This is a genomic window from Streptomyces sp. NPDC042100 (assembly GCF_055582325.1).
On sequence record NZ_JBVJDK010000011.1, the window covers coordinates 126,490 to 149,926 of the forward strand.

Below are 23,437 nucleotides of genomic sequence, written 5' to 3' on the forward strand. Positions count from 1 at the left end.
CCAGGGGCGGGGCGCGGCGCCGTCAGGGCCGCACCCGGGCCACCGGGGCGTCCACCGCGCTCCGGTCGATCAGCAGCCGCCGGCCGCCGTACGACTCCACGACGTTCCCCGCGTACTGGTGGATCCGGCCGCGCGGCCGCCACGCCGCCGGGGCCAGCACCGGCTCCGCGTCCAGCGAGGGGGCGCCCCGCCAGCGCGCGAACCACACCACCGACGGCAGGTCCCGCGTGCCCGCGCGCCGCTCCCGCTCCAGGTGCCGCACGCCCGTCTCGGCGCTGCTGTAGAAGCCGGGCAGATAGCCGAGCCGCCGCACCTCCCGGCTCCACCCCCGGACGAACCGCACGGTCGTCGCGGCGCAGCGGGCGTCGCCGATCCGGTACGCCTCCATGTCGAGGTAGAGCGGGGTGGCCCGCTCGAAGCCGAGGGCCCGCGCCGCCCGCACCGCGTCGCGCGCCTCCTGGGTGCCCTGGGTCCAGGGGGTGCGGCCGATCGCGTACCGGCGCTTGGACTCCGCGAGGACGCAGGGCGCCTGCGAGCCGACGAACAGCGGGAGCAGCCGCCAGCCCAGCGCGTGCACGGAGGCCACCCAGCCGGCGCTGAGCTCCCGCTGCGCCGGGCAGCCGCGCCCTCGGCCCCCGAAGTAGACGCCGACGGCCCGGTAGGGGGAGTCGCGCCAGGCCCGCATGACGTCGACCGGCGGGGCCTCGCAGGTGTCGAAGGCGCGGCCGGTGAAGTAGCGGGGGGCGGGGGCGGCGGCTCCCGGAGCGGCGGCGGGGGCTCCCGGGGCGGCGGCGGGGGCTCCCGGGGCGGGGGCCGTCGCCCCGGCGGGGGCGGCGAGGAGGGCGGTGGCGAGGGCCGCGAGGACCGCGAGGACCGCGACCACGGACGCGGCCCGGGGGCGGGGGGTACGGCGCCGGGGCGGGCGCCCGGGTGGGGGCACCGCCTCCGGGGCTGACGGGGCCTCCGGGGCCGGAGGAGCGGGCGGGGCTGACGGGGTGTTCGCTGTGGCGTCCATGGCGTCCATGGCGCGAGTGAAGGCCGCCGCGCCCCGCGCGGCCACCGCTGGGGCCCCGTCCTCAGCCGTCCGTGCCCAGGATCAACCCGGACGTGGGAACCCCGGTGCCCGCCGTCACCAGGGTCCTGGCCGCGCCGGGGACCTGGTTCACGGAGGTCCCGCGGAGCTGCCGGACGGCCTCGGCGATGCCGTTCATGCCGTGCAGGTACGCCTCGCCGAGCTGCCCGCCATGGGTGTTCAGCGGCAGCGCGTCCGCCGCGACGAAGTCCGCCGCCTCGCCCGGCCCGCAGAAGCCGAACTCCTCCAGCTGCATCAGCACGAAGGGGGTGAAGTGGTCGTAGAGGATGCCCACGTCGATGTCGTCGGGCGCCAGCCCCGAGCTCCGCCACAGCTGCCGGGCGACCACGCCCATCTCCGGCAGCCCGGTCAGGCCGTCCCGGTAGAAGCTGGTCATGGCCTCCTGGTTGCGTCCGGCGCCCTGGGCCGCGGCCAGCACCACGGCGGGCGGGCGGGCGAGGTCGCGGGCGCGCTCGGCCGTGGTGACGACGAGGGCCTGGCCGCCGTCGGTCTCCTGGCAGCAGTCGAGCAGCCGCAGCGGCTCGGCGATCCAGCGGGAGGCCGCGTGGTCCTCCAGGGTGATCGGCTTGCCGTAGAAGTAGGCGGCGGGGTTGCGGGCCGCGTGCCGCCGGTCGGTGACGGCGACGTGGCCGAAGACCTCCGGCGTCAGCCCGTACGCGTACAGATAGCGCTGGGCGGCCATGGCCACCCAGGAGGCGGGGGTGAGCAGCCCGTAGGGGAGCTGCCAGCCGAGCGCCGCGCCCTCGGCGGAGGGCTCCCGGCGCTGCACCCCGGAGCCGAAGCGGCGGCCGGAGCGCTCGTTGAAGGCGCGGTAGCAGACGACGACCTCGGCGACGCCGGTGGCGACGGCGAGGGCGGCCTGCTGGACGGTGGCGCAGGCGGCGCCGCCGCCGTAGTGGACGCGGGAGAAGAAGGACAGCTCGCCGATGCCGGCCGCCTGGGCGACGGTGATCTCGGGGTTGGTGTCCATGGTGAAGGTGACCATGCCGTCGACGTCGGCGGGGGCGAGCCCGGCGTCGTCGAGCGCCGCGTGCACGGCCTCGACGGCGAGGGTGAGTTCGCTGCGGCCCGAGTCCTTGGAGAACTCGGTGGCCCCGATCCCGGCGATGGCGGCCCGGCCGCCGAGGGAGTCGCGGTTGCGGACGCTCATCGGTCCCGCTCCTCTCCGCGTGCTTCCCGCGCGGTGCCGGGCAGCCGGACGGTCACGGTGCCGGTGACGTGGTGGCCGAGGCGGTTGGCGCCGACGACGCGCACGAGGGCGGTGTCCCCGGCGACCTCGGTGACCGTGCCGGTGAGCGTCATGGTGTCCCCGGGGTAGTTGGGCGCGCCGAGCCGGATGGCGACCTTGCGGAGCTCGGCGCCGGGGCCGAGGCGGTCGGTGATGTAGCGGCCGACCAGGCCGTTGGTGGTCAGGATGTTCATGAAGATGTCCGGGGAGCCCTTGGCACGGGCGAGTTCGGCGTCGTGGTGCACGTCCTGGTAGTCGCGGGAGGCGACGGCCCCGGCGACGATCAGGGTGCGGGTGACGGGGACGACGAGCGGGGCGAGTTCGTCGCCGGGGCGTACGGACGCGCTCACGCGTCGGCTCCCTTCGCGAGCAGGTCGCCGAGTTCGGCGAGGAGTTCGGTGCCGCAGCCGAGGTACGCGTCGAGCTGGCGGCCCCAGAGGAAGTGCCGGTGCACGGGGTGGTCGAGGTCGGCGCCGAGCCCGCCGTGCAGGTGCTGGCCCGCGTGCACGACCCGCTTGCCCGCCTCGGCGGCCCACCAGGCGGCGGTGAGGGCGTGCGCGGCGGCGGGCAGGCCCTCGTCGTGGCGCCAGGCGGCCTCGTAGGCGGTGACCCGGATGGACTCGGTGTCCATGTAGGCGTCGGCGGCGCGGAGCTGGACCGCCTGGTGGGTGGAGAGCGGGCGGCCGAACTGCTCGCGCTCCGAGGTGTGGGCGACCGCGCGGGCCAGCGAACCGGCGCAGACGCCCGCCTGGAGCCCGGCGAAGGCGATCCGGGCGGCGGCGAGGACGTCGGCGTACGGGTCGGGCGCGGGGCCGGTGCCGAGCCGCTCGGCGGGGGTCCCGTCGAGGGTCAGCCGTCCGGCGGCCCAGGGCGCGGTGAGCTCGACGGGCTCGACCGGCCGCCCGGCGTCCGCCGCGCGCACCAGCCACAGCGTCCGGTCCGCGTCCGGTACGAGGACGTGGGTGGCGTCCCGCAGCCAGGGGACCCGGTCGAGGGTGCCGGTCAGCCGCCCCTCGGCGTCCGCCCGGACGGCCCCGCCCCCGGCCCCGGCCCCGGCGGGCGCGGGGAACGCCCCGGTCACCACCGTCGTACCGTCGCGCAGGCCGGGCAGCAGCCGGGCGCGCTGGGCGTCGGTGCCGTGCCGGGAGACGGCGTGCAGTCCATAGACGCAGCTCGTGGTGAAGGGGACCTGGGCGGTCGTGCGGCCCTGCTCCTCGGCGAGCAGGACCAGGCCGAGCAGTCCGGTCTCCTCGACGGCCCCGGGGAGGCCGGAGGCGCACAGGGCCTTCCACAGCTCGGCGTCCGTGCCGGTGCCGGCGGCGGCGAGCCGGTCGGGGGTGGCGAGGTCGCCGAAGATCCGCGCGGCGAGGTCCCGCGCGGCCCGCTGCTCCTCGGTGGGCGTGAAGTCCATGTCAGTCCTCGCCTCCCGCGCGGAAGACGGGGAGTTCGAGCTCCTCGTCCACCGCCAGGAACTCCAGCCGGACCGGCATCCCGATCCGCACCTTGTCGTAGGGGACCCCGACGACGTTGCTGATCATCCGTACGCCCTCGGCGAGTTCGACGAGCCCGACCGCGTACGGGGGGTCGAAGGCCGGGAAGGGCGGGTGGTGCATGACGACGTACGAGTAGACGGTGCCCTCGCCGCTCGCCTCGACGGTGTCCCACTCCCGGGAGCCGCAGGCGTTGCAGCCGGGCAGCCAGGGGAAGCGGAGGACCGCGCAGGCGGCGCAGCGCTGGATGAGCAGCCGGTGCTCGGCGACGCCCGCCCAGAAGCCGGCGTTGTCGCGGTTGACGACGGGGCGGGGGCGGCGGGGCCGCTCGGGCTCGTCGCGCCGCTCGGGCTGCTGGGGCTTCGCGGGCTGCTCGGGCTGCTCGGGCTGCTCGGGCTTCCCGGGGCGGGCGGCGGGGGCGTACTTGAGGACACGGAAGCGGTGGGTACCGGCCAGTTCACCGCCGGCCCTGACGTCCATCCGGGTCGTGACGAAGTGGCCGGTGCCGAGCTTGGTGGTCTTGCGGGGCGAGACGGACTCGATGACGGCGTCGAAGGTGATCGCGTCGCCGGGGCGCAGCGGGCGCAGGTACTCCTGCTCGCAGTCGGTGGCGACGATGGAGGTGAAGCCGGCCTCGTCGAGGAGCCCGGAGAGCTCGTCGTAGGCGCCGGAGCGGTCCGTGTGGCCGGAGAGCCCGCCCATGGTCCAGGCCTGGAGCATGGTGGGCGGGGCGACGGCGTCGGGTCCCCGGTAGGCGGGGTCGGCGTCGCCCATGGCCTCGCACCAGTGCCGGATCATGGGCGCGTTGACGGGGTCCTTGCCGGCGCCTCCGACGGCGGCGGGGCGCCCTTCGTACGCCTGGAGCCGGAGGAAGAACGGATCGCGGAGGGGGTCGGGGCGCGACGCGCGCCCGGGCTCGCCCGCTCCGGAGGGCCGGTCGCCGTCGCTCATCGCCGCCCCCTCGTCTTCATGCCGAGCCGCATGGTGGCGACGATCTCGCGCTGCACCTCGCTCACGCCTCCCCCGAAGGTGTTGATCTGGGCGGCCCGGTTCATCCGCTCCAGCTCGCCGCCGTCGAAGGTGCCGGGCGAGCCGGCCCGGACGAGGGCGGCGCCGCCCGCGATCTCCTGGCACATCCGGTAGACCTCGACGGCCGATTCGGTGCCGGCGAACTTCACGCCGCTGGCGTCCCCGGGGGCCAGCCGGCCCGCTCCGACCTCGCCGACGAGCCGCCAGTTGAGGAGCCGGGTCGCGGCGAGCCGGGCATGGGCCTCGGCGGCGCGGATGCGGACCCAGGGGGCGTCGATGCGGCGGGCGCCGGTGGCCGGGTCGGGGGTGCGGGCGTGGTCGAGGGCCGCCGCGAAGAAGTCCTCGGCCTGCATCCCGATGGCGGCCAGGGCGACCCGCTCGTGGTTGAGCTGGTTGGTGATGAGGCCCCAGCCGCCGTGCTCGGGGCCGACGAGGTTGCCGGCCGGGACGCGGATGGAGTCGTAGTAGGTGGCGGTGGTGGTGAGGCCGCCGACGGTCTCGATGGGGGTCCAGGAGAAGCCGGGGGCGTCGGTGGGCACGAGGACGATGGAGATGCCCCGGTGCCGGGGGGTGGCCGGGTCGGCGTCGGTGCGGCAGGCGAGCCAGATCCAGTCGGCGTTCTGGGCGTTGGAGGTGAAGACCTTCTGCCCGTCGATCAGCCAGGAGTCGCCGTCGCGGACGGCCCGGGTGCGGAGCGAGGCGAGGTCGGTGCCGGCCTCGGGCTCGCTGTAGCCGATGGCGAAGACGGTCTCGCCGCGCAGGATGCGGGGGAGGAAGTACGCCTTCTGCTCGTCGGTGCCGTACTTCATGAGGGTCGGGCCGACGGTGTTGAGGGTGACCATGGAGACGGGGGCGCCCGCGCGGTAGGCCTCGTCGAAGAAGACGAACTGCTCGTCGGGGCCGCGGCCCTGGCCGCCGTACTCCTCGGGCCAGCCGAGTCCCAGCATGCCGTCGTCGCCGATGCGGCGCAGCAGCCGCCGCTGGGCGGCGGAGTCGGCGGGGGGCGGCGGGCCGTCGGGCATCACGTCGCGGAAGTACGCGCGGAGCTCGGCGCGCAGCCGCAGCTGCCGTTCGGTCGGGGCGAGGTGCACGGCGACGCCTCTCGTCGGGACAGGACTGCCACGTAAGGTTTCTGACTGTCCGTCAGATTCGACCGCCCTGTCAAGGCGCCGAGACCCGGGAACGCCGGACGGCCCGCACGCCGGTGCCGAAGCACCGCCGCACGAGCCGCCGTTCAAGCCGTCGTTCACCCCGAGGTCGTTCCCCCCGTCGGGCCGGCTACCACCACGGATGGAAGTTGACCACCGTGTTCACGTTGGACTGGTCGATGTGGGTGAAGGCCGAGCCGTTCACACTCGCGGTGTTGTTCTGGTTGGAGGCACCGGAACCGGTCGCCACCTGCTGCGTCGTGGTCGAGTTGCCGTGGTTGCTGCCGCCCACGCCACTGCCGATGATGGTGGCGACGCTGGTGTTCGATCCGTTGTCCGCGAATCCTCCGTTGTCGGCCTGGGCCACGCCGGTGAAGAGGGCGGCGGCCAGGGGCAGGGCGGCGACAGCGGCGATGACGCGGGCGTTACGGATGCTTGCCATGTCTGTTCCTCCGGGAACTGAAGCTCTCTGAATGCTGCGAAGAGTGGTGCGAACTGCTGCTCATTCCAAGGCGGTTGGCCATCCGCCTCGGTCGTTTCCTGCTCGACGTCGCACGATCAGAGTTGCCCACCGAATCCCCGGCGAACCACCCCCTAGCCCCCGATTCCCCCTCAAGCGTGAGGACAAGCCGATAAACCCCCGCGCCCCCACCAAAGCCCCAGCCCACCCCCAGAACACCCCTACCCGCCGAGAACACCCCACCTCCCCCAAGGGAGGAAGCGTTTCGGCACCTTTCCGGCCAATCCGCTCTTAGGCCCGAAAAGGCTCCTGCGCCCGGCCCGTCCGGACCCCTTCCACGGCGGCGAGGCCCAAGGGATGATCTCCGGCATGACGAACGGAGCGGCCGGGCCGGGCTCGGACGGCGACGAGGCCGCCGCGTGGCGCGCACGACTGGGCTGGGCGTTCGGGCTCATATCCGACGACGCCGCCGAGCGGGAGGTGGCACTCGCGCGCCTGGACGGAGCCCGGAGGAATGCCCAGGCGGCTCTCGGCCGGTCGAACGAGCTGTGGCACCTCACGAGGCCGCTGGGGCCGGAGCATCACCAGGAGCCGGCCTTCAGGCGGGCGCGCGAGGTGTACGCGGACATGTGCGGCTACTCCCTGCCCGAAGCGCTGTGGGCAGGCCCGGGCGTCCTCGGGCCGGATCTGCCCTACGCGCTTCTCTTCCTGGAGTGGGAGGCGCGGTTCCCCCGCGCGTGGACGGAACACGCGAAGGCGTGGGGCACGAAGCAGTCGCTCATCCGCCACTTGGCCGTCGCCGACCACGATCAGCCGACCAGGGCGAAGCTCATCGACCTCGTCGAGATCGTCGTCGGGCGGGCCTACCGCTGCAAGGACCGCGAGTACGTTCGCGTCGCGCGAGCGGTCGACGGTGAGGACCTCCGCCACCGACTCGGCACGGCCGCAGCCTCGGACAGCCCATGGGCACGCCTTCACGCCGGCTACGTCCTCTGGCTCCTCGACCGCCCTGAGGTACCGAACACGCTTCACGTCTGGCGGACATGGGTCGCGGAAGCGCCTGAGGGCAGCACGGCTCCGCCAGCCCCTGCCGGATAATCCGGCCTCCCGCACGCACCCGCCCCCGCGCCCGCGCCCACGTACGTACAGGCCGACGCACGGCGACCCGATGAACCGCGGCCCACGCCCCGGTCTCACGACGAAGGGGTGCCCCGCTTCTCGGGGCACCCCTCCTGATCAGTACGTTCGCTGATCCGCCGCGGTGGGTGTGGGATTTGAACCCACGGAGACATCGCTGCCTCGACGGTTTTCAAGAGGGTTGCAGTACGGACAACTTCACTCGCCTGAACTGGCTTTTTCCCTCTTCCTTGCCCGGGTGCTCTCCAACGTGGTCCACACCTGGTCCACCGGCTCCAGCGCTACGCCAACAAGGAACAACCGGGTACGTGTCACTTGAACACGGGGCCCGCCGGCCATGGTGTCAGCGATGGCTCCAGCCGTTGAGGCTTCTCTAGGGCTTCGATACGAGAGTTCGCTAGCGGGGTGCAGTAGCTAATTACCCCCTTCGAGATTTCAATAAGAAGGGAAGCAATAATTCTCACATCGTAGAGCGAGTGGACATCCATCTGAATCTCACCATCGGCGTCAATATCATAGATGGAAACATCAACATCTGCACGAAATTCAACAACTGCATCCAGGGTGAGATCTCTAAGCACTCCGGATTCGCCTTCACCACACTCTTCGTCGAGCTCAGATGCGGTTCCGATATCCGTCACACTAAGAACCTCGTGCAGATGGCGGAGCGTGACACCGTGAACCTGGAATTGAGCCCCTTGGAGGTCTTCCAAAAGGAAGCTCGGATCCGCATCGAAATGACCGAGATCAATATCTGGCTCCACCCAGCCGTCATAGGTGTTCGCCCGCAGGTCGGAGATCAATTTGGTAAAGTGCAGCGCAATCCTACGAGACAACCCTTCAGGTCCACTCACGAACCGAAAGAGGGTCTTATTTAGGTCATGAATGTTCAGCATGCGTGGTGGATTAACGCGCAGCTCTCTGCATGCCGCCACAACATCCCGATCGCTGCTGAGGAGGACAACGCTCTCAAAGTTTCCCCCGGCCCTGCGCAGAACGTCCCTCAACCAAGCAGAATCAGACGCACCGGTCTTGACTCCATCCTTGCGGCGTCCCGGCCCAGTTTGAAGTATCTGATCACGCAGCCCTTCGATCGCTGAGTCACCAGTGAGTTTGACGATAGTGATGCCTGGAACAGCAGCAAGATTCCCAAGGAACTCCTGAGAAATCCCCTCGCCACCCCCCGGGGGCAAAGTTGGCATTTTTGCTTTAAGGCGCCCTTTCTGCATGGTGCGAAATATAGAAGGGACTGTCACACGAAAAGCCTCAACCTCTCGGGACAGATGTTCAGCCCACTCCCATGCCACCGGCTCAGGCACCCACGTCTCAATGCCAACACGGGTAGCCAGATCAGCCAATCGGTGCAGAAGATCTAGGTTGGGTAGCCCCTTACCGAAAGCATTCGCATCAAGAACGATCGCTCGAAGAGAGCCAGGGCTCAACTCTACCGCTGCCGAAGAATTCATTTGCGTATTATTACAGGTAGACGGCGCTCAAGGTGCGCCCTTCTGAAAGTTGGCCTCGGAGGTTCCCCCATCTGCGAATATGGCGGACGACCTCTCAAGCACACTGGCCGCCTTCCCCGCCACAGGGCCGGCACGCCGTGAAACCCTCTCTAGTCCCCAAAGCCACGGGCCCCAGTCGACTTGGTCGTCGCATGCAAGCACCTCACCGACTTGGGGTAACCCAAGAAGGACCGACGCTGAGTGCCAGCCGAGCCCATCTCTTCCATCAAACAGCTGACAAACCACGGGAGCACATAGAGACTTGAAGCATGACGATCACTCAACGGCGGATGCTTTGGGGCGGAACTGCCATTATCGGTATCGGAATCATCGGCCTCAGCGTATGGCTCGGGTTCGAAAAAGCCTCGATGCTAGGCAGCGTAGTCGGCGCCATCTTCGGCCTTATTGCCGCTGCCATAGGATTCCACCAGCTATTCAGTGTGCGTGGAATTAATGCGCAGAGCGGCTCCACTCGACAGTCGCAGCAAAGCGGCGCGAGTTCCGTAAACATCCAAGCCGGGTCCGACCTTACGATCGGCAATGACAATAGATTTGGCAGTCCGTGATGAGGAAGTGGCTCACTCAGCGGCAATCAAGCGGAGATAAATCGATCAACTTTCAGGCTGGCGGGGGGATCCATCTCGGGATTGGATATCGGGACGCGAAGGACATCGCAAGGGAAACAGCCATGGAGGTGTTTGAAAAGAACTTCACCAGGCTCGCCAATGAGGCTTGGAGAACTGCCCAACTTCGTGCGGGAGAGTTCACCGATCACTTCATTGAAGGGATCTACGGCTGGGACGATCCTCCCCTTGGTCAACTAAATGACCCTGGAATACAGTCTGCGCTGTTCTCCGCCCAGTCAGGTTATGCCAAAAGCGGGGATCCTGAACTTGGCGATGTTTTGATCGAACTGCTTTCAGAGCGACTGAAATATAGCCAACAGAGAAGCACCGCGCAACTAGCCATCTCCAAGGCGGTAGAACTGGCGGAGAGCCTTTCTGGGCCGCACCTAGCTCTTCTCTCTTGCAATCTCCTGATGAAGCAAATCACGCCAGCGCAGGTGAGCAGCGTCAACGAAGTCGCATCGGCAATTGCTGGGATGCTGAGACCATTCACCGACGGCATCGCGTCAATCATGCCATCGGATCTGGATTACCTTGCAGGCTTGGGTTGCCTCATCCCTACCATGGGAACTCTGACGCTGGGCAAGTACACCGGAATGAACCTTCCCGGGCTCTTTAATCAGGGATTCACGAACAAGGAGATGATCGATGCCCACCTTTTGATAGGCACCCCTATCGCTAAAATGAAAGAACCAGACGAGTACCGTTACTCGGTAAACGCCATCACTAGGGCAGACCTCCTAAATCTCCTCGAAGTCCACGGAATGCAAGACCTCGAAGAGACAGCGATGCGTGCACTCATGGGACCAGTTCTCACGGAACACGAGATCGAAAAAATTCTCTCCGCCGAGTCGACAGAGCTAGCCAATAACCTTGACCTATGTAACGCTTTGGGCATCCCGGGCTATCTCAACACTGCAATAGGCTCGGCCATCGGCCACGCGAACATGCGGCGAGCAGTTCCAGAATTCGACTTGCCCTTCGAATCTCTCTTGAAGGAGATCCCAAGGGTCAGACCACGTTTCGCCTGATGCTCCGAGGATGTCCGCCAAGCCCAGGCCGGTGTCAAACCGATTCAGCCCCTCGGCCCAGAGAGTAACCATATTAGGCAGCAAATCGGCCCCGTTGACTGCCAGATGACAGTCACAGAGCCCCGCCTGCTCTGCGATGCTTGAGGTCGATCGAGAGGGGCCGTCGCGATGCAGTGGAAGATCCACGGGGAACGTCCGATCTACGAGAACAGCTGGGTGAACCTGTGGCTCACCGACGTCGAGACGCCGGACGGGAACCGCTGGGAGCACCACGTCGTCAAGCTCCGACACCTGGCCGTGGCTGCCGTGGTCAACGAGCGGCGCGAGGTGCTGATGATGTGGCGACACCGCTTCATCACGGACGCGTGGGCGTGGGAACTGCCCATGGGCCTGGTCGAGGAGGGGGAGACGCCGGCCGACGCGGCGGCCCGTGAGGTGCTGGAAGAAACCGGCTGGCGGCCCGGTCCCATCAAGCCGCTGATCTACGCCGAGCCGGCCAACGGCATCACCGACTCCCAGCACCACGTCTTCCGGGCCGACGGGGCGACGTACGAGGGTCCGCCGACCGAGAAGAACGAGTCGGACCGGATCGAGTGGATTCCGCTGGCCGACGTGCGGGGCATGATCGACCGGCGCGAGATCGTCAGCAGTGGCTCCCTCGTTGGGCTGCTCTATGTCCTCATGGACGAGGCGATCCGCTGACCTGGCGCGGCAGCACTTCCCGTAGTCGGGCCTCGAATGCCACCGCGGCCGGTTCCCGGCGGAAGGGCTCCAGCTGCTCGTAGAACTCCCGAAGGTGGCCGGCAACTCGTTGCGAGCTGACGGCCGCCGCCGGGGCCAGGGCGTCCATGGCCGTGTGGCACGCCTCGTCGAGTTTGCCGCGTTGGAGCTGGGTGCGGGCGAGCCAGAAGGCGTGGAAGGCACGGCCTCGATGGTTCGATGCGTGTTCGCGGCGGAGGGCGTCCGCGATGAGGGGTTCGGCAAGGGCGGCTTCGCCCAGGCGGCCGTGCGCGATGCCGGTGTCCACGATCAGCTTCGGTTCGTCGAAGTAGGCGACCCAGGCCGGGTCCGGATCACCGGTGCTGATCCGTCCGAACTGGGTGTGGGCTTCCGAGATCGCGGTGTGAGTCGCGCCGTGGTTGCCCAGGGTGGCGTGGGCGAAGGCTTCGCGCATCGCGAGCATGGCCAGCACGCGCGGTGTCGTCCCCGCGGCCGTTCGGGCCTGATCCTGAGCAGCCGTGACGAGTGCGAGGGCGTCGCCGGGCTTGTCCTGGTAGGTGGCCTGGAGACTCATGCAGGCGAGGACATTGGCCATGAACTGGCGGTCGTCGATGGACTTTGCCAGGCCGAGGGATTCGGTGAAGTAGGCGCGTGCCTGGTTGTACTGGCGGGCGTCGAAATATGTCCAGCCGGTGAGCCGGGCCAGCTCGGCCGCGATGCTGTGCAGGCCGTCCCGCAGAGGAGCCGGACGCTGCTCCTTGAGGAGGTCGACGACGTAGCGGAGCTGCCCGACGACCGCCGGCCGTAAGGTCTCGCCGCCGTGTTCGTCGTCCCGGCGCCAGTAGTCCGCGATCGACGAGTGCAATGCGTCCAGCGTCGACGGGCTTAGATCGCGCTCGGCCGCCAGGGCGAGGATGCTGTCGACGTCCGCCCCCGGTAGTCCGGCGGCCAGCGGCTCGACGGCTGAGGCCGGTACCTCGGCCGGTTCGCGGGGCATGGCCGTCAGGCTGGGCGGCGTCTCCCAGGAACGGCGGGCAAGGCCGAGCATGTGTCCGGGGATGCGCAGTCCGTCCGAGATCCGTTCGATCACGTCCATGTGCAGCAACTGCCGCCGTCCGGCGATCACCTCGCCCACGCGGCTCGGGGTCAGGTCGCAGCGGCGCGCGATCATCGACGGATAGATGCCTGCTCGTGCCTTGACCAGCTGAAAGATGCGGCCGAAGTCTCTGGCCTGGCATGCCTCGATCATCACTGGGTCCGTGAGCAGGCTGACCGGGAGTTCCTTCGAGCGAGATAGCTCGGGCATCGGGCACGCTCCGGCATGAGGACTACGGATCGCTGCACTTGGTCAACCGAGGGTGATGTTACCCAAGTTGGGTAATCCGCTTGGCCTTTATGGCCGGTCCCGCGGATCGCGATGCTCCTGGCCATGGCGAACGGACAGGACGACGTACGGATGACGTTGCGGGTCTCCCGCGACTCCGGCCAGACGTGGGGGCCTCTCACGGAGGTACGCGTGGGCGAGGACCCGGTGGTCCCGGAGAACCCGGGCCGCTACCCGCCGTGCGTCTGCCCCCGGTGCTCGCAGCAGGCCCGGAAGGCCATCTCATCCTTCCGGATGGTGTCGTGATGCGGTGCGTGCACTGGCGCGGGGTGCCCCTCGACCTGGCACGGAAAGCGCGGGAGAACTTGGCCGCCCCGTACATCGACAGGGCCGTGCAGTGCCAGCTGTCCGCGCACGACGAAGGTGAGCACTTCGGTCTCCTCACCGACGCCGGCGCATACGGGACCGCGCTGTGGCTCCGCTGGCACGGGGCGGACGAGGCGGAACTTGTCGTACTGCCGGACTGCCCGGTGGCCGCCCCGGGCCCTGACGGTGAGGGCTGCTGTCTGTTCGCCGACCACGCCAAGCAGCACACCTGGGAAGACGCCCTGGAGGAGGTCCCGTGCACCAGCTGATCGCGAGCCCGCACAAGACCCGGCGCCCTCGCTCGCCTCGCAACGAACAGTGCGGGGACTGCGGTGGCAGCGGCGCCAATTCGTCCGGCAGAGCCTGCGGCACCTGCAACGGGCTGGGCGAGATCCACTGCCGCGCCGGCCGCCAGGGGGCCCGTGCGCTGTCCCGCTTCGTGATCCGGAAGGAGGGCCACCGATGGCCCACGCTCTGATCGCCTCCCCGTTCCTCGACGGACACCTTCTCCTTAAGCCGGGAGCACGGGCCGGCGCCCGCATCTCCGCCGACCACTTCGAGGGTCTGCGCCAGGCCGCCACCGACGGTGAGTCGCTTCCCGCCTGGGCGGTGCAGACCGCCTCCGACGTGTGGAGCCTGGACCTGGGTGGCCAGACCGCGCGGGGCACCGTGCTGGTGCGCGAGCCGTCCCCGTACGGCTACTGTCGGGCCTCCTGGGAGATCAACCTCGGCTGCAACTTCGGCTGCAAACACTGCTACCTCGGCGAGCGCCCCTTCTCCGGCCTCGGCTGGGGGGACAAGGTCCGGCTGCTGGACATCATGCGCGAGGCCGGTGTCCTCTGGCTCCAGATCACCGGCGGCGAACCCACCATGGATCCCCACTTCCAGGGCGCCTACCGGTACGCCTGGCAGGCCGGGATGATGCTCACCATCTCCACCAACGGCTCCTTGCTCTGGCGGCCGGACCTCCTCAAGCTCTTCCGGGACTGCCCGCCGTACCGGCTGGTGGTCAGCATGTACGGGGCGAGTGAGGAGTCCTTCGACACGCTCACCCACCGCCGTGGCGCGTGGAAGGCGTTCCGACGCGGCATGGACGCCGCCCGTGAGGCAGGGCTTCCGCTGCGGATCAACGTCGTGGTGACCGAGGACAACGCCACCGAGGCCGACGAGATGGCCGCCCTCGCCGAAGAGTGGAACGTCGAGAACCACGCGTACACGAACATGACGCCCACGATCTACGGCGGCGGCGAGCCGCTGCTCGCCCAGTCCGCCGCCCACCTGCGGCAGCGCAAGCCGTTCGCCGGCTGCAACGCGGGACACACCTTCTTCCACGCCGACCCCCACGCCAAGGTGTCGATCTGCAAGGTCGGCCGCGACGACCAGATCGACCTGATGACCGAGGGCATCGACGGCCTCACCCGGCTCGGCGCCATCGCCGACCGCCTCATGCTTCGCACCGGTGGGTGCGAAGGCTGCGCCCTGTCCGGCACCTGCCGGGTCTGCCGCCCCCTGGCCAAGCACTACCAGGAGGCGAAGGCGCCGCTGCACAGCTACTGCCAACACGTTGACAAGGAGAACGCCTCATGACCCCGCCCGTACCGGTGACCATCCTCCCCGGCCCGCCGACCTCGGCCCGCCGCGCGGCCCCGCCCGTCGCGACCGCGTCGATCACGGCCGTCCAGGACCTCGACGTGATCGTGGAGAGCGCGGAGTGCTCCTGCGACGCCGGGGACGACAACCCCCACTGACCGACACGATCCGGTCAACTCCGTTCAGGCCCCCGGCGTACTCGCGTCGGGGCCTGAGCCCTGCCCGTCCCACCGCTAGGGTGCCGCTCATGTTCTTCCGCTGGGACTGGCTCCGGCCCGTACTGACCGCGCCGATCGTGCCGACTCTCGGTCCCGTCCACCCCGACGCCCTGACCGTCAACACCTTCGAGGACATCCTGCGAGCGGCCGACACGGGCGACTTCCTGCCCTACGACAAGGACCGGCGCTGGGGCGGCGAGAAGCACGAGAACGTCCTCCGCGAGGACGTGGTGCACCAGCCCGAGCGCACTCTTGTCCCCACCCTGACCCGACGCGGACGCGGCACTGTGAAGGTCTTCGCCTACGGGCTCCTCGACAGCGTCGTGGATGAGGCCGCCGAGCTGGCCGCCAAGCTGGCCGCCGCGCACGACGTGGTCAACGCCCGGGTCGTACGCCCCCTCGGGCCCGAGACCACACACCCTCACGGCACCCGCATCCAGCTGAAGGACTTCACCACCGCCCCCTGCCCCGCCCCCGATGGCCCGGTCCGACCCTTCACCACCTGGCCAACCGATGTGCAGGACACCTTCGCCCCATTCGCCGAGGCCATGGCGGGCGATGGGCTGACCTTCCTCCACACGCAGATGCAGGCCGGCCAGTGCGGCCCGGTCCTCGCCGTCGCCATCGAGGGCCGCATCGTGGGCGCGATCGGCCCCATGGAAGTACGCCCCGACGCAATCGGGCGCCCCCAGCTCATGCCCCAGTACTTCGCTGTTCTGCCCGAGGTCCGAGGCCAGGGCCTCGGCCGCGTCCTGTGGCGGGCCGCGATGCACTGGGGCCAGACCCACGGCGCTGCCTACCAACTCCTCCAGACCGAGGTCGACGGCCCCTCTGACCGGCTGTGCCAGGCCGAAGGGCTGACCTCCCTCGGCTTCACCCACACCACAGCCTCAAGAAGCGCGCCCGGCGGGCTACACGAGAGGTGCCCATTCCCCCGGTCCTCGTCCGCCTGATCCGGGACCACATCAAGGAGTTCGGCACGGCCGAGGACGGACGGCTCTTCCGCGCTGTCCGGAACGGCGGCCTGCTCAGCAAGGAGTACGGCGACATCTGGAAGGCCGCCCGCGAAGCCGTCCTCACCCCCCACGAGCTTGAGACGCCTCTGGCCGAGGTCCCTCACGGCCTCCGCACCGCCTGCGTCTCCCTCTGGCTGGAGTCCGGCGTCTCCCCGGCCGAAGTCGCCCGCCGCGCTGGCCACAGCATCGCCGTGTTGTTCCGCTTCTACGCGAAGGCCATCCGGCGCAACCAGGCCCACGCGAACCAGCAGATTGAACGGGCTCTCACAGAGGCCGACGACCAGTAGTCCAACCAAACATTCAAGGGGTGTCCCACATGGGGCACCCCTTCTGACTTTCCGGAAGCCGGACCCACCCGGCGGCGCCTGCCTCCATCCTGCGTTCATGGACCAAGGACTAGTAGCGCTGATCACCGCAGGGGTTGGCCTCGTGGGTGCGATCAGCGGCGCCGCCGTCGGTGGCATCGCTGCGGCAAGGGGCGCCCGCCTCGGGGCAGAGACGACGGCACGGGCCGCCGCCAGAGCAGTACATGATCAAGGAACGATCAACCACGAGCATTGGCTGCGCGGGCAACGCCTGGAGTCATGCCGCGCCTTACTCGCCGCGTACGACGCGTACGCGATCGCTGCGTCCAACATCAGCCGGGCGTTGGAGGGCGAGACCGCAGCTTCGGGTGAGATGGGAAATACCATCGGGCAGTCAGTTTCCGATATCAGGAACACCTACTTCCAGTTACGGCTGTTGGTCTCCGAGGACGTCCTACAACCTGCCCGCGCTCTCCGGCTCCACGTGGAAGACCACAACGATTGCTTGGGGCGCTGGCTGGACGCATTCCTGGCCACAGACAGCCAGAGGGTGGCCGCCGAACGGGCCGATGAGGGGCGACTCCGCGCGGAGTTTGGTCCTCTCCACAGCGCCTTGGTGGATGCGGCGCGGCGCGCGATAGCCGAACGCCCAGCGACCAGCTGACTGCCGGAATCCGCGCAGGTCAGTACCGTGGCCCGTGGTCCACGCCTGGTCCACACACGATGATCCAAAGCGGCACACAGGCGTTCCAGGGTGAGACAGGACCCATGCCGAAGGGGTGCCCCTCAATCGGGACACCCCTTCTGATCAGCACGTTCTCTGACCTGGCGGTGGGTGTGGGATTTGAACCCACGGAGACATCGCTGCCTCGACGGTTTTCAAGACCGTTCCCTTAGGCCGCTCGGGCAACCCACCCTCGCCGCCGCTCACCAGGAGCGGAGCGGTTACAGCCTACCGGCTGGGGGCGGTGGGGAGGGAAGCCCGAGGGACGGGGCGGGGCGGGGTGGGTCAGCTGTCGCCCGTGCGCTCGCCGAGGGTGACCGTGGCCGTGGTGGTCTTGCCGCCGCGCTCGTAGGTGATCTTCACCGTGTCGCCCGGCTTGTGGGTCCAGATCTCGCTGATCAGGGTCGGGCCGCTGTCGATCGGGTGGTCGTCCAGGGCCGTGATCACGTCGCCCGGCTTCAGGCCCGCCTTGGCCGCCGGGCCGTTCGGCGTGACCGACGCGGTGCCGCCCGCGCCCTGCTCCGCGATGGTCGCGCCCTCGCCCTTGTCCTGCATGTTCACCGTCGCGCCGATCACCGGGTAGACCGGCTTGCCCGTCTTGATCAGCTGCTCGGCCACGTTCTTGGCCTGGTTCACCGGGATGGCGAAGCCCAGGCCGATCGAGCCCGCCTGCGACTGGCCGTAGCCGCTGCCGGCCGACTGGATCGCCGAGTTGATGCCGATCACCGCGCCGCTCGCGTCGAGCAGCGGGCCGCCCGAGTTGCCCGGGTTGATCGACGCGTCCGTCTGCAGGGCGCTCATGTACGAGTTCTTGCCGCCCGAACCGTCACCCGAGGCCACCGGGCGGTTCTTGGCGCTGATGATGCCCGTGGTCACCGTGTTCGACAGGCCGAAGGGCGCGCCGATCGCGATCGTCGAGTCGCCGACCGCCACCCGGTCCGAGTCGCCCAGCGGCAGCGGCGTCAGGTTGGACGGCGCGTTCCTCAGCTTGATCACGGCCACGTCGTAGCCCTGGGCCCGGCCCACGACCTCCGCGTCGTACGTCTTGCCGTTCGAGAAGGTCACGGACAGCGTGCCGCCGTCCGCCGCCGACGCCACCACGTGGTTGTTCGTGACGATGTGGCCCTGCTTGTCGTACACGAAGCCCGTGCCCGTGCCGCCCTCGCCCTCCGCGCCGCCGGACTTCGCCTGGATCGTGACCACGCTCGGCAGCGCCTTCGCCGCCACCGCCGCCACCGTGCCCGGCTCGCGCTTGAAGGACGCCGGGGCCTCGCCCGAGGACACCGTGGTCGAGCCGGACGAGTCGTCGCGCGACGCCGCCCAGTAGCCGATGCCACCGCCCACGCCGCCCGCCACCAGCGCCGCGACCAGCACGGCCGCCACCAGGCCGCCCGCGCGCCTGCGCGGTGCCTCCGGGACCGGCGGCACCGGCGCGCCCCACACCGGGGTCACCGGCGGGGCGGGGGGCCAGCCTCCGTTGTCCGCCGGGGCCGGGGCGGGGGTGTGCGCGTACGCCGGGGTGGGCGGCGGCGGGGGAGGGGTCGCGTGCTGGTCCCGCGACACGGGCGGCTGGACCGGCGGCTGGGCCGGCTGCGGCGCGGGCTGCTGGGCCGGCTGCTGGAGGGTCTGCTGTTCCGCCGGCTCGGGCGCCGCCGGCTCGGGCGCTCCCCCGGCGGCGGCGTGCGTCGGAGGGGCCGCGGGCGGGGCCGGAGGCACGGGAGGCGCGGGAGGCGTGGGAGGGGTCGACGGGGCACTCCGGTCCGCCGGAACCGCCGTGCCCTCGTTCTCGGTGCTCACAGCTCTCTCCTCGTTCACTGCACGGATTGGGTGGGGGAAGCCTGGTCCTGATCCTGGTCCATGGTGTCCATGGTGCTGCGTTCAGCTTTTCCCACCGGACGTCAGGCCACTGTAAGCCGGAGCTGTGTGTCCGTACCCCATCCTTTATATAGGGGCATATAAGACACAGCCTTACCATGACGCGGTGACCCACGCACCGCAGCAACCGAACCGCCTCCCCGTCCAGGTGGTCGCCCACCGCGGGGCCTCCGAGGACGCCCCGGAACACACCCTGGCCGCCTATGTGAAGGCCATCGAGGACGGCGCCGACGCCCTGGAGTGCGACGTGCGGCTGACCGCCGACGGGCACCTCGTCTGTGTCCACGACCGGCGCGTCAACCGCACCTCCAACGGCCGAGGCGCCGTCTCCGCCCTGGAGCTCGCCGACCTCGCCGCCCTCGACTTCGGCACCTGGAAGGGCCGCGAGGAGGCCGGCGAGAGCCCCGACCTGGGCGGCCTCGGGGCCACCTCCGTGCTCACCCTGGAGCGGCTCCTGGAGCTGGTCTCCGACGCCGGGCGCCGGGTCGAGCTCGCCATCGAGACCAAGCACCCCACCCGCTGGGCCGGGCAGGTCGAGGAGAAGCTGCTCCAGCTCCTCGGCCGCTTCGGGCTCGCCGCCCCCGCCGCGCCCGAGGACTCCCCCGTCCGCGTCATGAGCTTCTCGCCCCGCTCCCTGCACCGGATCGCCGCCGCGGCGCCGACCCTGCCGACCGTCTCGCTCTCCCAGTTCGTCACCCCGCGCCTGCGCGACGGGCGGCTGCCCGCGGGCGCGCGGATCGCCGGGCCCTCGATCCGGATCGTCCGGCACCACCCCGCCGTGATCCTGCGGCTCCAGAAGGCCGGCCACCAGGTGCACGTCTGGACGGTCGACGAGCCCGAGGACGTCGAGCTGTGCGTACGGCTCGGGGTCGACGCGATCATCACCAACCGCCCGAAGCGCGTGCTGACCCAGTTGGGCCGTCTTTAACCACCTGCGTCCCTCCTTTCACAGGGGTACGAGGTGTGCCCCGGCGCGTTCGGGACGTACGCGATCGTCACGAGTGCGTCACCCGACCCGTACTGGCCGGTTTCCGGTCCAGGCCATTGGGGCATTCACACCGTGGCGTGGGGCAAAGGAGGTCTCGGGGGTGGCGTTGGTGGTGGCACAGGAGGTGCCCACGTCGTCGAGCATGGCCGTACCCCATGGCCCTGCGGGCGTGGGTGAGGCGCGACACCGGATGCGGGAGCAGCTGTACCGCAGCGGAATGTCCGAAACGGTCGTCGACGACGCGGTACTGATCCTTTCCGAACTGCTGAGCAACGCGTGTCGTCATGGCAGGCCGCTCGGTCACGCGGACGTGGGCGACGGCGACGTGCGGGCGGCCTGGAGCATCGACAGAGCGGGCGGTCTGCGGGTCGAGGTGACGGACGGAGGCGGTCCGACCCGCCCCGTGCCCGCCACGCCCTCGGTCACCGCACGCGGCGGACGCGGGCTGAACATCATCAGCGCGCTGGCGCAGGACTGGGGCGTACGGGACAGCGCGACCGGCGAGGTCACGGTCTGGGTCCTCGTCACCGAGGGCCATCGCCGCGAGGACTTCGCGGCGCGGGTCGGCGGCGGCTCCGGGCTCGACTTCCTCGACGCGTACGACGAGTTGGAGTGAGCCCGCCCGCGCGGGTACCCGCCCCGGGGCCCTGGGCTCCGGGGCGGGTACCCCCGACGACGGCGGCTTCCCGCCATGCGGGAGCCCGGGCGGCTAGGCTCGCGCCCTAGACAGCACCGCCGCGATCGGGAGAAAGCCACACCATGGCCAAGAAGCGCCCCCAGACGAAGCCCGGCAAGGCCGGCCAGGCACAGGTCACCAGCGGAGAGATCCCGGTCGTCGGCGCGCGCGAGCCGTGCCCCTGCGGCTCGGGCCGCCGCTACAAGGCGTGCCACGGGCGCGCCGCCTCGCACGCCGTGACCGAGCTGGTCCAGCGCCCCTTCGAGGGGCTGCCCGGCGAGTGCGACTGGGTCGCGCTGCGCGAGCTCGTGCCCGCCGCCACCGTGCCGCTCACCCTCAAGGACGGGCTGCCCGAGGGCGTCCCGTCGGTGACGCTGGCGACCGTGCTCCCGATGGCCTGGCCTGCGCTGCGCCGCGACGACGGCTCCGTGCTGCTCGCGCTGCAGAACGACTCGTCCTCCGGCGACCTCGCCCGCGACCTCGCCGACACCCTCCAGCGCGCCCTCGTCGCGGAGCCCGGTACGCCGGTCGCCGCGCGGCGCGTGGAGCCGGAGGGCCCGCGGCTCCAGGACCTGCTCGACCCGAGCAGCGATTTCGCGCCGGACGTGCACACCGGTTTCGAATTCTGGATTCCCGAGTCCTCGGACAATTCCAGCCCCGAGGTCAGCGCCTCCCTGGAGCGCGCCAACGCCGCCGCCATCCCCACCGTGAAGCTCACCGGTGTCGACGCCGCCTACTGGTGCGAGACCCCGGACAAGAACCACCTGCGCTGGGTCATGCCGTACCCGGAGGAGAAGCTGCTCGACGCGCTGGCCCGGCTCCAGGCCGCCGGCAGCTCCTCGCTCGGCCCGGACACCCGGCTCGTCGGCTCCTTCCGCGCGCACGGCCTGATGGTCCCCGTCTGGGACCTGCCGACCGGCATGACCGCGGAGGACTGCGAGAAGCCGGCGGCGGAGTTCGCCGAGCGGCTGGCCGGGGCGCTCGCCTCGGACGCCCCGCTCAGCATCGAGGAGCGCCGGGCGCGCGGCGGCCTCACCAACCGTCAGGTCACGCTCAGCTGATACCCCAGGTGGTATCCGTGACGGGCAGACCGACCAGTCGGTGACTTCCGCCACAACACCTCGTTCGCAGGGCTAAATCCCTGTCCGAATAACCGAGATCGAATTTGCGAACGGCAGATCTCTTGTTACCGTTCTGGAAGCCCGGTCGCTGGTGCATCCCCCGTCGCCAGCGATCGGGCCTTTCCATGCCCGCGGTGCCCGTGCGGACGGTTCAACTTCCGTCCCCTCCGGCCGCGTTGCTCCCCGATCGCAGCAGCAGCGGAGTGTTGTCGCCCTCCCCCGCACCCGCGAATTCCGCCACCGCCGCGTACGCCTCGGGCCCGCCCGCCACCGGCTCCCGCGGGGTCTCGCACATCCCCGGTTCGTCCTGCGCGGCGACCGCGCAGCGCACCTGCACGGTGCGGCCGCCGGGTGCCATCAGGGTGAGTACGGCGTCGAGTTCCTGCCCGGTGGCGTTGCGGTAGTACGTGCGCCCCCGGATGTCCCCGCCCTCCGTCACCACGCAGGTCTGCGCCTCGACCCCGTCGGGGGAGGCCAGTTCGGGTCCGCAGCGGGTGGCGGAGGGGAGGGCGGCGTTCCGCTCCGGGGCCGAGGCCGGGTTCGCGGCCCGCCCCGTGCCCGTGCCCGCGCCCAGGCCCAGACCGGACAGCAGGCCCCGCGGCGTCCCGTCGCCGGAGTCGGGGCCGGGGCCGGAGTCGGAGCCGGAGCCGGAGTCCCCGTGCGCTCCCGCCGCCCGCGCCGGCGGGCCGGCGGGCGTCCCGCCCGGGGTCCACGCGGGGCCCGCCGTCGCCGCGATCGGCACCAGGACGGCGATCGCCACCGCGCTCCCGAGCCCGATCGCGCGGAGCTTCGCCGGACTCGTCTGCCCCATGCCGCAGCCACCTGTTCCCTCGGAGCGACCCCTCGGGGCGAAGATAGCGGCGGCCGGCGGCCGGGAGACGGGCTCCGCGCGCGTTTCCCCTGGATGCGGGGGTGCGCCACACCCGTTCGGGTGAACGCCCTCGCCCGTCCCTCGCCCCTGCGGCGCGCTCAGTACGCGAGTCTGCTGCCGCCGCCCGGCGTGCTCGTGCTCGCCTCGACCAGGGCGTCGACGACCGCCTCCACGTCCGGCAGCCAGGGCCGCGCCGAGCCCTCCAGCGGTGCCCGCTCCCAGCGGACCTGCCCGGAGCCGATCACCGACGGCGGCAGCGGCAGATAGCCGCCCTCGCCGTGGAAGCGCAGCGAGGCGGGCACGCTGTCCTTCGTGTAGAGCAGCTCGCCGAGCCGCTCCAGGCTGTACGGGGCGACCAGGATCGCCCAGCGGGTGGGGGTGGCCACGACCGGGCCGAGCCGCATCCCCAGCGCGTCCAGCGCGGCGAGCGCGCGGGCGCCCGCGACGGCCGGCAGGCTCACCGCGCAGGGGGCCCGGCCACCGGTCGCGAGCAGTACCGGCGCGTCCGGCCGGCCGCCCCACCACCAGCGGATCATGCGGGCGTCGGTGGTCGCCGCCAGCAGCCCGGGATCGAAGGGGTGCGCCCCGGGCACCACGCACTGCGGGTCGGGGCAGGCGCAGGCGGGGGCCGCCGGGGCGGTGCGCGGCGCGCGCGCTCCCGTGCCCTTCGGCGCCGCCGCCCGCAGTCCCGCGCCGGGCAGGACGGGCCAGTCCCATGCGGTGGCGCACCGCAGCGCCGCTTCGAGCTGGGCGACGGCCGTTCCGCGCTCCGCGCGCCCCTCGCGCCGGAACCGGAGCCTGCGTCGCCATCCGAGGATCTCGCGCATGAGCGCTCGTTCCTTTCCGTTGAACGCCGAATCCACATCACACATCACACCACGCGCGTCACCGCGCGT

25 protein-coding genes and 1 tRNA gene are annotated in these 23,437 nt (G+C 70.5%); 13 read left to right on the top strand and 13 right to left on the bottom strand.

All coding sequences use genetic code 11. The features are described 5' to 3' along the window. Positions 1 to 22: 22 nt before the first annotated feature. The 7 genes from ACZ6J5_RS24750 to ACZ6J5_RS24780 all read right to left on the bottom strand — a co-directional run bounded on the left by ACZ6J5_RS24750 (position 23) and on the right by ACZ6J5_RS24780 (position 6,430). Positions 23 to 883, bottom strand: coding sequence for a DUF1906 domain-containing protein (locus tag ACZ6J5_RS24750; protein ID WP_469394938.1), 861 nt, complete (start codon positions 881 to 883; stop codon positions 23 to 25). 193 nt (positions 884 to 1,076) lie between these two features. Next, on the bottom strand, positions 1,077 to 2,243 hold the full coding sequence (locus ACZ6J5_RS24755) for a lipid-transfer protein (RefSeq protein ID WP_469394939.1): 1,167 nt from the start codon (positions 2,241 to 2,243) through the stop codon (positions 1,077 to 1,079). Beyond that, a complete protein-coding gene (locus tag ACZ6J5_RS24760) occupies positions 2,240 to 2,671 on the bottom strand; it encodes a MaoC/PaaZ C-terminal domain-containing protein (RefSeq protein WP_469394941.1) in 432 nt (143 codons plus the stop codon). The genes ACZ6J5_RS24755 and ACZ6J5_RS24760 overlap by 4 nt, the downstream gene beginning before the upstream one ends. Next, complete coding sequence (locus tag ACZ6J5_RS24765) at positions 2,668 to 3,732, bottom strand: acyl-CoA dehydrogenase family protein (RefSeq protein WP_469394943.1); 1,065 nt, start codon at positions 3,730 to 3,732, stop codon at positions 2,668 to 2,670. The genes ACZ6J5_RS24760 and ACZ6J5_RS24765 overlap by 4 nt, the downstream gene beginning before the upstream one ends. A 1-nt stretch (position 3,733) precedes the next feature. Beyond that, complete coding sequence (locus ACZ6J5_RS24770) at positions 3,734 to 4,762, bottom strand: bifunctional MaoC family dehydratase N-terminal/OB-fold nucleic acid binding domain-containing protein (RefSeq protein WP_469394945.1); 1,029 nt, start codon at positions 4,760 to 4,762, stop codon at positions 3,734 to 3,736. After that, positions 4,759 to 5,931, bottom strand: coding sequence for an acyl-CoA dehydrogenase family protein (locus ACZ6J5_RS24775; RefSeq protein ID WP_469394947.1), 1,173 nt, complete (start codon positions 5,929 to 5,931; stop codon positions 4,759 to 4,761). Before ACZ6J5_RS24775 ends, ACZ6J5_RS24770 begins: the two co-directional genes overlap by 4 nt. Before the next feature lie 187 nt (positions 5,932 to 6,118). Next, positions 6,119 to 6,430 (bottom strand): hypothetical protein, encoded by a 312-nt coding sequence (locus ACZ6J5_RS24780; RefSeq protein ID WP_469394949.1) that lies wholly within the window; start codon positions 6,428 to 6,430, stop codon positions 6,119 to 6,121. Positions 6,431 to 6,817: 387 nt separating this feature from the next. Here ACZ6J5_RS24780 and ACZ6J5_RS24785 point away from each other — a divergent pair, with 387 nt between their 5' ends. Next, on the top strand, positions 6,818 to 7,546 hold the full coding sequence (locus ACZ6J5_RS24785) for a hypothetical protein (protein WP_469394950.1): 729 nt from the start codon (positions 6,818 to 6,820) through the stop codon (positions 7,544 to 7,546). A gap of 350 nt (positions 7,547 to 7,896) precedes the next feature. On the opposite strand, the gene ACZ6J5_RS24790 is transcribed toward ACZ6J5_RS24785, so the two are convergent. Further along, complete coding sequence (locus tag ACZ6J5_RS24790) at positions 7,897 to 8,814, bottom strand: hypothetical protein (protein ID WP_469394952.1); 918 nt, start codon at positions 8,812 to 8,814, stop codon at positions 7,897 to 7,899. A 545-nt stretch (positions 8,815 to 9,359) separates the two neighbouring features. Between ACZ6J5_RS24790 and ACZ6J5_RS24795 the strand changes: the two genes are divergently transcribed. The 3 genes from ACZ6J5_RS24795 (at position 9,360) to ACZ6J5_RS24805 (ending at position 11,449) form a co-directional block, all read left to right on the top strand. Next, positions 9,360 to 9,656 carry a hypothetical protein gene (locus ACZ6J5_RS24795; protein WP_469394954.1) on the top strand — a complete coding sequence of 99 codons (297 nt, stop codon included), beginning with the start codon at positions 9,360 to 9,362 and terminating at the stop codon, positions 9,654 to 9,656. Beyond that, on the top strand, positions 9,656 to 10,747 hold the full coding sequence (locus ACZ6J5_RS24800; RefSeq protein WP_469394955.1) for an LPO_1073/Vpar_1526 family protein: 1,092 nt from the start codon (positions 9,656 to 9,658) through the stop codon (positions 10,745 to 10,747). Before ACZ6J5_RS24795 ends, ACZ6J5_RS24800 begins: the two co-directional genes overlap by 1 nt. A gap of 168 nt (positions 10,748 to 10,915) precedes the next feature. Beyond that, positions 10,916 to 11,449: an NUDIX hydrolase gene (locus ACZ6J5_RS24805; RefSeq protein ID WP_032764683.1), complete on the top strand. Its 534-nt coding sequence runs from the start codon at positions 10,916 to 10,918 to the stop codon at positions 11,447 to 11,449. Here ACZ6J5_RS24805 and ACZ6J5_RS24810 read toward each other — a convergent pair. Next, complete coding sequence (locus tag ACZ6J5_RS24810) at positions 11,427 to 12,773, bottom strand: hypothetical protein (RefSeq protein ID WP_469394957.1); 1,347 nt, start codon at positions 12,771 to 12,773, stop codon at positions 11,427 to 11,429. The genes ACZ6J5_RS24805 and ACZ6J5_RS24810 overlap by 23 nt on opposite strands. Positions 12,774 to 13,096: 323 nt before the next feature. Between ACZ6J5_RS24810 and ACZ6J5_RS24815 the strand changes: the two genes are divergently transcribed. From ACZ6J5_RS24815 to ACZ6J5_RS24840, 6 genes are all read left to right on the top strand, one after another. Further along, entirely contained in the window at positions 13,097 to 13,426 is a 330-nt protein-coding gene (locus ACZ6J5_RS24815) for a hypothetical protein (RefSeq protein WP_469394959.1), read from the top strand. A gap of 193 nt (positions 13,427 to 13,619) precedes the next feature. Further along, on the top strand, positions 13,620 to 14,744 hold the full coding sequence (locus ACZ6J5_RS24820; protein ID WP_469394961.1) for a radical SAM protein: 1,125 nt from the start codon (positions 13,620 to 13,622) through the stop codon (positions 14,742 to 14,744). Next, positions 14,741 to 14,905: a hypothetical protein gene (locus ACZ6J5_RS24825; protein ID WP_164494953.1), complete on the top strand. Its 165-nt coding sequence runs from the start codon at positions 14,741 to 14,743 to the stop codon at positions 14,903 to 14,905. The genes ACZ6J5_RS24820 and ACZ6J5_RS24825 overlap by 4 nt, the downstream gene beginning before the upstream one ends. 89 nt (positions 14,906 to 14,994) lie before the next feature. After that, positions 14,995 to 15,918 (top strand): GNAT family N-acetyltransferase, encoded by a 924-nt coding sequence (locus tag ACZ6J5_RS24830; RefSeq protein ID WP_469394963.1) that lies wholly within the window; start codon positions 14,995 to 14,997, stop codon positions 15,916 to 15,918. Beyond that, entirely contained in the window at positions 15,888 to 16,268 is a 381-nt protein-coding gene (locus ACZ6J5_RS24835) for a hypothetical protein (RefSeq protein WP_469394965.1), read from the top strand. The genes ACZ6J5_RS24830 and ACZ6J5_RS24835 overlap by 31 nt, the downstream gene beginning before the upstream one ends. Before the next feature lie 97 nt (positions 16,269 to 16,365). Next, the gene (locus tag ACZ6J5_RS24840) at positions 16,366 to 16,950 is read left to right on the top strand and encodes a hypothetical protein (protein ID WP_469394967.1); all 585 of its coding nucleotides are present in this window, start codon (positions 16,366 to 16,368) and stop codon (positions 16,948 to 16,950) included. A 162-nt stretch (positions 16,951 to 17,112) separates the two neighbouring features. On the opposite strand, the gene ACZ6J5_RS24845 is transcribed toward ACZ6J5_RS24840, so the two are convergent. Next, a tRNA-Ser gene (locus ACZ6J5_RS24845) sits at positions 17,113 to 17,202 on the bottom strand. A gap of 93 nt (positions 17,203 to 17,295) precedes the next feature. Continuing rightward, the gene (locus ACZ6J5_RS24850; RefSeq protein ID WP_469394969.1) at positions 17,296 to 18,807 is read right to left on the bottom strand and encodes a S1C family serine protease; all 1,512 of its coding nucleotides are present in this window, start codon (positions 18,805 to 18,807) and stop codon (positions 17,296 to 17,298) included. Positions 18,808 to 18,991: 184 nt separating this feature from the next. On the opposite strand from ACZ6J5_RS24850, the gene ACZ6J5_RS24855 reads away from it, so the two are divergent. From ACZ6J5_RS24855 to ACZ6J5_RS24865, 3 genes are all read left to right on the top strand, one after another. Next, positions 18,992 to 19,813, top strand: a complete 822-nt coding sequence (locus tag ACZ6J5_RS24855) for a glycerophosphodiester phosphodiesterase (protein WP_469394971.1) — start codon at positions 18,992 to 18,994, stop codon at positions 19,811 to 19,813. A 73-nt stretch (positions 19,814 to 19,886) separates the two neighbouring features. After that, positions 19,887 to 20,489 carry an ATP-binding protein gene (locus ACZ6J5_RS24860; RefSeq protein ID WP_469394973.1) on the top strand — a complete coding sequence of 201 codons (603 nt, stop codon included), beginning with the start codon at positions 19,887 to 19,889 and terminating at the stop codon, positions 20,487 to 20,489. A 143-nt stretch (positions 20,490 to 20,632) separates the two neighbouring features. Beyond that, the gene (locus tag ACZ6J5_RS24865; RefSeq protein WP_469394974.1) at positions 20,633 to 21,610 is read left to right on the top strand and encodes a DUF5926 family protein; all 978 of its coding nucleotides are present in this window, start codon (positions 20,633 to 20,635) and stop codon (positions 21,608 to 21,610) included. Positions 21,611 to 21,821: 211 nt separating this feature from the next. Here ACZ6J5_RS24865 and ACZ6J5_RS24870 read toward each other — a convergent pair whose 3' ends face one another. Both ACZ6J5_RS24870 and ACZ6J5_RS24875 read right to left on the bottom strand, forming a co-directional pair. Next, the gene (locus ACZ6J5_RS24870; protein ID WP_469394976.1) at positions 21,822 to 22,481 is read right to left on the bottom strand and encodes a hypothetical protein; all 660 of its coding nucleotides are present in this window, start codon (positions 22,479 to 22,481) and stop codon (positions 21,822 to 21,824) included. 158 nt (positions 22,482 to 22,639) lie between these two features. Beyond that, positions 22,640 to 23,368, bottom strand: coding sequence for a bifunctional DNA primase/polymerase (locus tag ACZ6J5_RS24875; protein ID WP_469394978.1), 729 nt, complete (start codon positions 23,366 to 23,368; stop codon positions 22,640 to 22,642). Positions 23,369 to 23,437: the final 69 nt, after the last annotated feature.

Coding starts and splice junctions, on each gene's coding strand:
- ACZ6J5_RS24785 (WP_469394950.1), top strand. CDS start 6,818: ATGACGAACGGAGCGGCCGGGCCGGGCTCGGACGGCGACGAGGCCGCC.
- ACZ6J5_RS24770 (WP_469394945.1), bottom strand. CDS start 4,762: ATGAGCGACGGCGACCGGCCCTCCGGAGCGGGCGAGCCCGGGCGCGCG.
- ACZ6J5_RS24820 (WP_469394961.1), top strand. CDS start 13,620: ATGGCCCACGCTCTGATCGCCTCCCCGTTCCTCGACGGACACCTTCTC.
- ACZ6J5_RS24765 (WP_469394943.1), bottom strand. CDS start 3,732: ATGGACTTCACGCCCACCGAGGAGCAGCGGGCCGCGCGGGACCTCGCC.
- ACZ6J5_RS24755 (WP_469394939.1), bottom strand. CDS start 2,243: ATGAGCGTCCGCAACCGCGACTCCCTCGGCGGCCGGGCCGCCATCGCC.
- ACZ6J5_RS24780 (WP_469394949.1), bottom strand. CDS start 6,430: ATGGCAAGCATCCGTAACGCCCGCGTCATCGCCGCTGTCGCCGCCCTG.
- ACZ6J5_RS24815 (WP_469394959.1), top strand. CDS start 13,097: ATGCGGTGCGTGCACTGGCGCGGGGTGCCCCTCGACCTGGCACGGAAA.
- ACZ6J5_RS24790 (WP_469394952.1), bottom strand. CDS start 8,814: ATGCAGAAAGGGCGCCTTAAAGCAAAAATGCCAACTTTGCCCCCGGGG.
- ACZ6J5_RS24865 (WP_469394974.1), top strand. CDS start 20,633: ATGGCCAAGAAGCGCCCCCAGACGAAGCCCGGCAAGGCCGGCCAGGCA.
- ACZ6J5_RS24795 (WP_469394954.1), top strand. CDS start 9,360: ATGACGATCACTCAACGGCGGATGCTTTGGGGCGGAACTGCCATTATC.
- ACZ6J5_RS24805 (WP_032764683.1), top strand. CDS start 10,916: ATGCAGTGGAAGATCCACGGGGAACGTCCGATCTACGAGAACAGCTGG.
- ACZ6J5_RS24840 (WP_469394967.1), top strand. CDS start 16,366: ATGGACCAAGGACTAGTAGCGCTGATCACCGCAGGGGTTGGCCTCGTG.
- ACZ6J5_RS24810 (WP_469394957.1), bottom strand. CDS start 12,773: ATGCCCGAGCTATCTCGCTCGAAGGAACTCCCGGTCAGCCTGCTCACG.
- ACZ6J5_RS24830 (WP_469394963.1), top strand. CDS start 14,995: ATGTTCTTCCGCTGGGACTGGCTCCGGCCCGTACTGACCGCGCCGATC.
- ACZ6J5_RS24870 (WP_469394976.1), bottom strand. CDS start 22,481: ATGGGGCAGACGAGTCCGGCGAAGCTCCGCGCGATCGGGCTCGGGAGC.
- ACZ6J5_RS24800 (WP_469394955.1), top strand. CDS start 9,656: ATGAGGAAGTGGCTCACTCAGCGGCAATCAAGCGGAGATAAATCGATC.
- ACZ6J5_RS24875 (WP_469394978.1), bottom strand. CDS start 23,368: ATGCGCGAGATCCTCGGATGGCGACGCAGGCTCCGGTTCCGGCGCGAG.
- ACZ6J5_RS24825 (WP_164494953.1), top strand. CDS start 14,741: ATGACCCCGCCCGTACCGGTGACCATCCTCCCCGGCCCGCCGACCTCG.